Genomic DNA, 8,305 nt, shown 5'->3' with positions numbered 1-8,305 from the left:
GTTAAGACACTGCCCTTTCACGGCGGTAACATGGGTTCAAATCCCGTACGGGTCATGGTATTATTAAGTTAATACTTTTATATTTTCAGCTTATGGAGGATTACCCAAGTCCGGCTGAAGGGAACGGTCTTGAAAACCGTCAGGCGGGTCAAACCGCGCGTGGGTTCGAATCCCACATCCTCCTTTATCTTATCGCGGGATGGAGCAGTCTGGTAGCTCGTCGGGCTCATAACCCGAAGGTCGCAGGTTCAAACCCTGCTCCCGCAATATGGTTCCATGGTCTAGTTGGTTAGGACGCCTGCCTGTCACGCAGGAGATCACGGGTTCGAGTCCCGTTGGGACCGTAGTTTGGCTCGGTAGCTCAGTTGGTAGAGCAATGGATTGAAGCTCCATGTGTCGGCAGTTCGATTCTGTCCCGCGCCATTTTATTTTTTTGGAGGAGTAGCGAAGAGGCTAAACGCGGCGGACTGTAAATCCGCTCCTTCGGGTTCGGTGGTTCGAATCCACTCTCCTCCATCAATAGGGATATAGTTCAATGGTAGAATAGCGGTCTCCAAAACCGTAGATGTGGGTTCAACTCCTACTATCCCTGTTTACAATTTATGGCGGTATTGGTGAAGTGGTTAACACACCGGTTTGTGGCACCGGCACACGTGGGTTCGATCCCCACATACCGCCCTTTTATTGGGTTATAGCCAAGCGGTAAGGCAATGGACTTTGACTCCATCATGCGCTGGTTCGAATCCAGCTAACCCAATTCAGTTTTATAGCTGATATTATCTTAATAGTTTTTGTGGTGGTATAGCCAAGTGGTAAGGCATGGGTCTGCAAAACCTTGATCGTCGGTTCAAATCCGATTACCACCTTTTGGCTTACAAAGCCGCGTATATTTTTGCCGGTGTGGCGGAATTGGCAGACGCGCTGGACTCAAAATCCAGTGCCCGTTGAGGGCGTATCGGTTCGACCCCGATCACCGGTATCATACATAGTTATAACACTGAGAAATCAGTGTTCTTTTTGTTTTGTAAAGTTATAACAAATCATATAGTTATTTACTTGGACTAACAATGGACTAATTTCAAGCTTATTTAACAAAATAAGCTTGAAATTAGTCTATTTTTGTATATTGAGAGAGAATACTATTATTAGAGCACAAGATATAATCATCTAAGAGAAAAGTGATCACGATTATATCAAAATACAAGTGTTAAATAGCAAAACATTTTAAACCTATTTTCTTAAAAATAACAGAGCTATATTGTTTGACCAAATTTGACTAATGTGTTAAATTAGCAAAGTAGTTTATTGAGTGCTAAAATACTAGTACGAACTAAACTTATCGATATAAAATCAAGGAGGCAATACTATATGTTAGTGCCAACAGTTATTGAACAAACTTCTCGCGGCGAACGTGCTTATGATATTTATTCACGTTTGTTAAAAGACCGCATCATCATGCTTTCTGGTGAAATCAACGATCAGACTGCTAACTCAATTATTGCGCAATTGCTTTTCTTAGATGCGCAAGATTCAACTAAGGATATTTCAATTTACATTAATTCTCCTGGTGGCGTGATTACATCAGGCTTGGCAATCATGGATACGATGAACTTTATCAAGTCAGATGTTTCAACAATTGCTATTGGTATGGCAGCTTCAATGGCCAGTGTCTTATTAGCAGCTGGTACAAAAGGGAAGCGTTATGCATTACCTAATTCAACTGTTTTAATTCACCAACCATTAGGCGGTGCTCAAGGCCAAGCAACTGAAATTGAAATAGCAGCAGAAGAAATCTTAAAGACACGCAAAAAGATGAATAAGATTTTAGCTGATGCAACTGGTCAGTCTATTGAAACAATCCAAAGAGATACTGAACGTGATCATTATATGACTGCGCCAGAAGCAAAAGAATATGGTTTGATTGATCAAATTATGACTAATATGCAAGACAAATAGTTATATTACGTTGTTTCATTAATAAAATGATATTCATATTGAGTCAATAGCCGCTGATTAATCAGCGGCTATTCTTTTATAAATTTATGAAGTAGTAGGGTAATTTTAAGATTAAATATGTGAAAAAGTTTATTTGTGAAAAAGTCGAATGAAGTTCTTGCAAACATAAATAGGTGTTGTTATAATAAGTTTGTTCCTTGATAAGAGTATGCACTTTTGTGTGATCTCTTTATTTTTTGCAAGGGATGGGTCTATAAACGACACCGATGGACAATAATTGTCCCACAGGGGAGGTCCAATGGACGTGCAAAATGATTTAACGTGGATTGAGCAACTTGCTCCAGATTTTCTGACGACGATCAGACAACGTTATTTAATTTTGCAACGCATTCACTGGTTGGGCCCGGTTGGACGGCGCACATTAGCTCAAGAGCTAGAATTAAGTGAGCGTGTCTTAAGAACTGAGACTGACTTGTTGAAGGCTTCTGGATTGATATTATCGTCAAAATCAGGTATGGTGTTAACTGAGGGTGGCCAAGAAGTCTTAACTAAGCTTGATGGTATCATGTCGAGCTTAATGGGATTTCCACAAAAAGAAAAGCGACTTTCAAAACTGCTTGGAATTGATCATGTTCTTATTGTTTCTGGTAACAGCGATCAACAGCCTCAAGTCTTACATCGACTTGGTCAGTTGCTAAATAGTACCTTATCAATGTTATTGCCTGATGGACGTAACGTGATAGCGGCTATGGGTGGTACGACAATGGCCGCTGTTGCTCAGGAACTGACACCGGTCCTCTCAAAGGATCGACAATTGCTGTTTGTTCCAGCACGAGGTGGTGTCGGTGAACGTGTTGACATTCAAGCTAACGCTATTTGTTCACAGATGGCTCAGAATACAGGTGGCGAACATCGTAGCTTGTATGTTCCTGAGAATGTCAGTGAACAGACTTATGAACCATTGCTTAAAGAGCCTTCAATTAAACCGGTTCTAGATTTAATTGCAAGCGCTAATGTTGTGGTTCATAGTATTGGTGGCGCAATGACAATGGCTAGTCGTCGTCATATGCCGACAGAAGTTGTCACTAAGTTACAACAAGACCATGCCGTTGCTGAAGCGTTTGGCTATTTCTTCGATGAAGATGGTCAAGTTGTTTACAAGATACCACGAATTGGATTACAAATTCTGGATCTTACTGAAATTCCGTATGTATTTGCAATTGCAGCTGGTGCCAACAAGGCTAAGGCGGTACAAGCATACATGCACAACGCTCCTCATCAAACTTGGTTTATTACCGATGAGGCTGCTGCTAACTCGCTTTTAAAAGGGGCAACCTTTTAAAAAAGTTTTTAAATTTTTTATTTCCTGAAGGAGGAAATTTTGTATGACTGTAAAGATTGGTATTAACGGTTTCGGACGTATTGGACGTTTAGCATTCCGTCGTATTTTGGAACTTGGTGCAAAATCAAGTGATATCGAAGTAGTTGCTATCAACGACTTAACTTCACCTGCTATGCTTGCACACTTACTTAAATATGATTCAACTCATGGTACTTTGGATGCTGAAGTCAGCGCAACTGAAGATTCAATCATTGTAAATGGTAAAACATACCATGTATACGCAGAACCTCAAGCACAAAATATTCCTTGGGTTAAAAATGACGGCGTTGACTTTGTTCTTGAATGTACTGGTTTCTACACTTCAAAAGCAAAAGCACAAGCTCATTTGGATGCTGGCGCAAAACGTGTCTTGATTTCTGCTCCTGCTGGTAGCGACCTTAAGACAATCGTTTACTCTGTAAACGAAGACGAATTGACTGCTGATGACACAATTGTTTCTGCAGGTTCTTGCACAACTAACTCATTAGCTCCATTTGCACAGGCTTTGAACAATGAATTTGGTATCGAAGTTGGTACTATGACAACTATCCATGCTTATACTTCAACTCAAATGCTTCTTGATGGCCCAGAACGTAAGGGTAATGTTCGTGCAGCTCGTGCAGCCGCAATTAACACTATTCCTCATTCAACTGGTGCTGCTAAGGCTATTGGTTTAGTATTACCTGAATTACAAGGTAAATTACAAGGCCATGCACAACGTGTTGGTGTTCCTGATGGTTCAGTTACTGAATTGGTTTCTATTTTAAGCAAGCCAGTTAAAGATGCTGACGAAGTAAATGCTGCAGTTAAGAAATATACTATCGACAACCCTTCATTTGGTTACAACGAAGATAGCATTGTATCTAGTGACATTATTGGCACTACTTACGGTTCAATCTTTGACCCAACTCAAACTGAAGTTACTACAGTTGGCGACAAGCAATTAGTTAAGACTGTTGCATGGTATGATAACGAATACGGCTTTACTTGCCAAATGGTTCGTACTTTACTCAAATTTGCAACTCTTTAATTAAAAACTTCAACATTATAAAACGTTGATTTTTGAGGCGGAGGGAGGTCGACTCCCTTCGCCTTTTATTTTTGAAATTTATCCTTGGAGGTTGTCCACAATGGCAAAATTAATTGTTTCTGATGTCGATGTTAAAGACAAAAAAGTTTTGATCCGTGTAGATTTTAATGTTCCAATTAAAAATGGTGTGATCGGTAATGATAACCGTATTGTTGCTGCTTTACCAACAATCAAGTATGTTATCGAAAACGGTGGCAAAGCAATCTTGCTTTCTCACTTAGGCCGTATCAAGAGTGACGAAGATAAGAAAGAATTAAGCCTCCGTCCTGTTGCTGAACGTTTATCTGAATTACTTGGTAAAGACGTTAAGTTCGTACCATCTAATGAAGGTGCTGAATTAGAAACAGCTATCAACGATATGAAAGACGGCGACGTTATCTTAATGGAAAACACTCGTTTCCAAGATATCGACAATGACTTTGGCAAACGTGAAAGCAAGAACGATCCTAAATTAGGCGAATACTGGGCTTCTTTAGGCGACGTTTATATCAACGATGCATTTGGTACTGCTCACCGTGCACATGCTTCTAACGTTGGTATTGCAACTGCTATGAAGGCTGCTGGCAAGCCTGCTGCAGCTGGCTACTTGATGGAAAAAGAAATTAAGTTCTTAGGCGATGCTGTTGATAATCCTGTTCACCCATTCGTTACAATCTTGGGCGGTGCTAAGGTTTCTGACAAGATCGGCGTTATCGAAAACTTAATTCCTAAATCAGACCACATCTTAATCGGTGGCGGTATGGCTTATACTTTCTTAGCTGCTCAAGGCCACAAGATTGGTAAGTCATTATTCGAAGCTGACAAAGTTGAATTGGCTAAAGAATTATTAGAAAAAGCAGGCGACAAGATTGTCTTACCTGTTGATAACATTGCTGCTGCAGAATTCTCAAATGATGCTAAGCATGAAGTTGTCGGCCAAGATATTCCTGATGGCGAAATGGGCTTAGACATTGGTCCTAAGACAATCTCATTGTTCAAGGACATCTTAAAAGATGCTAAGACAGTTGTTTGGAATGGTCCTATGGGCGCATTTGAAATGAGCAACTATGCTGAAGGTACACTTGAAGTTGGCCGTGCATTAGGCGAATTGAAAGATGCTTCAACAATCATCGGTGGTGGTGATTCAGCTGCTGCTGCAATTCAATTAGGTATTGCTGATCAAATCACACATATTTCTACTGGTGGTGGCGCTTCTCTTGAATATCTTGAAGGTAAGGAATTACCTGGTATCGCTGCTATTTCTGACAAATAATTTTTGAGGTGAATAATTTTGCGTAAACCAATTATTGCTGGTAACTGGAAAATGAACAAGAATCCTCAAGAAACTCAAGAATTTCTTGATGGTATCAAGGGTAAACTTCCTGCTGCCGATAAAGTTGAATCTGTTATCGCTGCACCTGCCATTGATTTAACAACTTTGATGGCTTTTGCTAAAGATTCAGATTTAAAAGTTGCTGCTGAAAACTGCTACTTTGAAGACGAAGGTGCTTTTACTGGTGAAACTTCACCTAAAGCATTGTCTGAAATGGGTGTTAACTATGTTGTTATCGGCCATTCAGAACGTCGTGGCTATTTCCACGAAACTGATGAAGATATCAACAAGAAAGCTAAAGCTATCTTCAGAAACAATATGTTACCAATCATTTGCTGTGGTGAAAGCTTAGAAACTCGTGAAGCTGGTACTCAAAATGACTGGGTTGTTGCTCAAATTAAAGCTGCACTTGAAGGCTTAACTGCTGACCAAGTTGCCAATACTGTCATTGCTTACGAACCAATCTGGGCAATTGGTACTGGTAAGACTGCTTCTGCTGACCAAGCACAAGAAATGTGCCACGTTATCCGTGAAACAGTTAAAGATCTTTATAACGAACAAACTGCCGAAAATGTTCGTATTCAATACGGTGGCTCTGTAAAACCTGCTAACGTTAAAGAATTAATGGCTAAACCTGATATTGATGGTGGTTTGGTTGGCGGTGCCAGCATGGAACCTGAATCATTCTTAGCTTTAGTTAATTATCAAGATTAATCGCAAAATTTTTGTTATTTCTTGGCAAAATTTGCTAAAATATGAATGTATCAATTTTCTGAAAAAAAGGAGCAAAACACATGTCTGTAATTACTGATGTTTTAGGCCGCGAAGTCTTAGATTCTCGTGGTAACCCAACTGTCGAAGTTGAAGTTTATACTGAATTAGGTGGCTTTGGCCGCGCAATCGTTCCTTCAGGTGCTTCAACTGGCGAACACGAAGCCGTTGAATTACGTGATGGCGACAAATCTCGCTTCGGTGGCAAAGGTGTATTAAAAGCCGTTGCTAACGTTAACGACGCAATTGCTAAAGAAGTTATTGGAATGGACGTTACTGATCAACGTGCTTTGGACCAAGCAATGATCGACTTAGACGGCACTCCTAACAAAGGTAAATTAGGTGCTAACGCAATCTTAGGCGTTTCATTGGCTGCTGCTCGTGCTGCTGCTGACGAATTAGGCCAACCATTATACGAATATCTTGGCGGCCCTAACGCTCACGTATTGCCAACACCAATGATGAACGTTATTAACGGTGGTGCTCACTCAGATAACAAGGTTGACTTCCAAGAATTCATGATTATGCCTGTTGGTGCAAAATCAGTTCACGAAGCAATCCGTATGGGTTCAGAAACTTTCCAAGCTTTGAAGAGCTTGTTAGCTGCTGACGGTAAAGCAACTTCTGTTGGTGATGAAGGTGGTTTTGCACCTGACTTTGCAAACAACGAAGAACCTTTACAATACTTGATTAACGCTATTGAAAAAGCTGGTTACAAACCTGGCGAAGATATTTCAATCGCAATCGACGTTGCTGCTTCAGAACTTTGGAACGAAGAAGACAAGACTTACAAATTACGTTGGTCAACTGGTGAAGAATTCAGCACACCTGACTTCGTTAAATATCTTGAAGGTTTAGCTGACAAATACCCAATCATTTCTATCGAAGATCCTATCGATGAAAATAACTGGGAAGATTGGGCAGAAATCACTAAAGCACTTGGCAAGAAAGTACAACTTGTTGGTGACGATTTCTTTGTAACAAACACACAATACCTTGAAAAAGGTATCAAGATGGGTGCTGCAAACTCAATCTTAATCAAAGTTAACCAAATCGGTACTTTAACTGAAACATTTGAAGCTATCGAAATGGCTAAAGAAGCAGGCTACACTGCTATTGTTTCACACCGTTCAGGTGAAACTGAAGATACAACAATTGCTGACTTAGTTGTTGCAACTAACGCTGGCCAAATCAAGACTGGTTCAATGAGCCGTACTGATCGTATTGCTAAATACAATCAATTAATGCGCATTGAAGACCAACTTGCTGATGCTTCAGCATACAAAGGTATCCACAGCTTCTACAACTTAGGCAAATAATTGCTTAAATAAAAGCTCTCTACATTAGTAGAGGGCTTTTTTGTTGCCAATAATTACTAATAATCTTCTTAAAAAATACGGGTTGTCGGGTTAAGGACTGGAAAAATTTGTTCAACTGTGATATTGTTTTATGAGTAAGATTTTGTAGAAGTTTTCGGAGGCCAGACAATTGTACGACATCATTCAAACGTTACTTATTATTGATTCAATTGCAATCATCATTGCCGTTATGATGCAACCAACTAAACAACAAGACGCACTGAATGCTCTTTCTGGTGGTGCCGGTGATTTGTTTGGTGCAACGAAGAAACGCGGGTTTGAAGCTGTCATGGAAAAAGTAACTGCCGTATTGGGTGTTATTTTCTTTGTGTTGGCACTCGTGTTAGTTTATTTGTCATCACATTAAACCTTAACGCGAAACGCTGCTCCTGCAATTGCAGGAGCTTTTTTTATAGAACATTGCTTAAAATACTGAG

The 8,305-nt window shown here is 40.1% G+C and carries 7 protein-coding genes and 10 tRNA genes; all 17 read left to right on the top strand.

Going from position 1 to position 8,305, the window contains the following annotated elements; all coding sequences use genetic code 11:
• Positions 1–94 precede the first annotated feature (94 nt).
• Positions 95–184, top strand: a tRNA-Ser gene (locus FC84_RS08755).
• 9 nt (positions 185–193) lie between these two features.
• A tRNA-Met gene (locus FC84_RS08750) sits at positions 194–267 on the top strand.
• 3 nt (positions 268–270) lie between these two features.
• A tRNA-Asp gene (locus FC84_RS08745) sits at positions 271–344 on the top strand.
• Between the two features lie 6 nt (positions 345–350).
• A tRNA-Phe gene (locus FC84_RS08740) sits at positions 351–423 on the top strand.
• Between the two features lie 12 nt (positions 424–435).
• Positions 436–516: transfer RNA gene (locus tag FC84_RS08735), tRNA-Tyr, on the top strand.
• A 5-nt stretch (positions 517–521) separates the two neighbouring features.
• Positions 522–592: transfer RNA gene (locus FC84_RS08730), tRNA-Trp, on the top strand.
• A 13-nt stretch (positions 593–605) separates the two neighbouring features.
• A tRNA-His gene (locus tag FC84_RS08725) sits at positions 606–678 on the top strand.
• Positions 679–685: 7 nt separating this feature from the next.
• A tRNA-Gln gene (locus tag FC84_RS08720) sits at positions 686–757 on the top strand.
• A 38-nt stretch (positions 758–795) separates the two neighbouring features.
• Positions 796–866, top strand: a tRNA-Cys gene (locus FC84_RS08715).
• Between the two features lie 28 nt (positions 867–894).
• A tRNA-Leu gene (locus tag FC84_RS08710) sits at positions 895–979 on the top strand.
• Between the two features lie 389 nt (positions 980–1,368).
• Positions 1,369–1,956: an ATP-dependent Clp endopeptidase proteolytic subunit ClpP gene (clpP, locus tag FC84_RS08705; RefSeq protein ID WP_057757950.1), complete on the top strand. Its 588-nt coding sequence runs from the start codon at positions 1,369–1,371 to the stop codon at positions 1,954–1,956.
• 304 nt (positions 1,957–2,260) lie between these two features.
• On the top strand, positions 2,261–3,298 hold the full coding sequence (locus FC84_RS08700) for a sugar-binding transcriptional regulator (protein ID WP_151425895.1): 1,038 nt from the start codon (positions 2,261–2,263) through the stop codon (positions 3,296–3,298).
• 43 nt (positions 3,299–3,341) lie between these two features.
• Positions 3,342–4,367, top strand: a complete 1,026-nt coding sequence (gene gap / locus FC84_RS08695; protein WP_057757944.1) for a type I glyceraldehyde-3-phosphate dehydrogenase — start codon at positions 3,342–3,344, stop codon at positions 4,365–4,367.
• A gap of 100 nt (positions 4,368–4,467) precedes the next feature.
• Positions 4,468–5,679 carry a phosphoglycerate kinase gene (locus tag FC84_RS09110; protein ID WP_057757941.1) on the top strand — a complete coding sequence of 404 codons (1,212 nt, stop codon included), beginning with the start codon at positions 4,468–4,470 and terminating at the stop codon, positions 5,677–5,679.
• Positions 5,680–5,697: 18 nt separating this feature from the next.
• Entirely contained in the window at positions 5,698–6,453 is a 756-nt protein-coding gene (tpiA, locus tag FC84_RS09105) for a triose-phosphate isomerase (protein ID WP_057757938.1), read from the top strand.
• A gap of 80 nt (positions 6,454–6,533) precedes the next feature.
• Complete coding sequence (eno, locus tag FC84_RS08680; protein WP_057757934.1) at positions 6,534–7,829, top strand: phosphopyruvate hydratase; 1,296 nt, start codon at positions 6,534–6,536, stop codon at positions 7,827–7,829.
• Positions 7,830–7,998: 169 nt separating this feature from the next.
• Positions 7,999–8,235, top strand: coding sequence for a preprotein translocase subunit SecG (gene secG / locus FC84_RS08675; RefSeq protein ID WP_057757931.1), 237 nt, complete (start codon positions 7,999–8,001; stop codon positions 8,233–8,235).
• The last annotated feature ends 70 nt before the right edge of the window (positions 8,236–8,305 follow it).

Origin of the sequence: Lapidilactobacillus dextrinicus DSM 20335, assembly GCF_001436095.1 — a bacterium.
In the GTDB taxonomy this organism is placed as follows: Bacteria; Bacillota; Bacilli; order Lactobacillales; family Lactobacillaceae; genus Lapidilactobacillus; species Lapidilactobacillus dextrinicus.
This window is presented reverse-complemented; position numbering and strand designations above follow the sequence as displayed.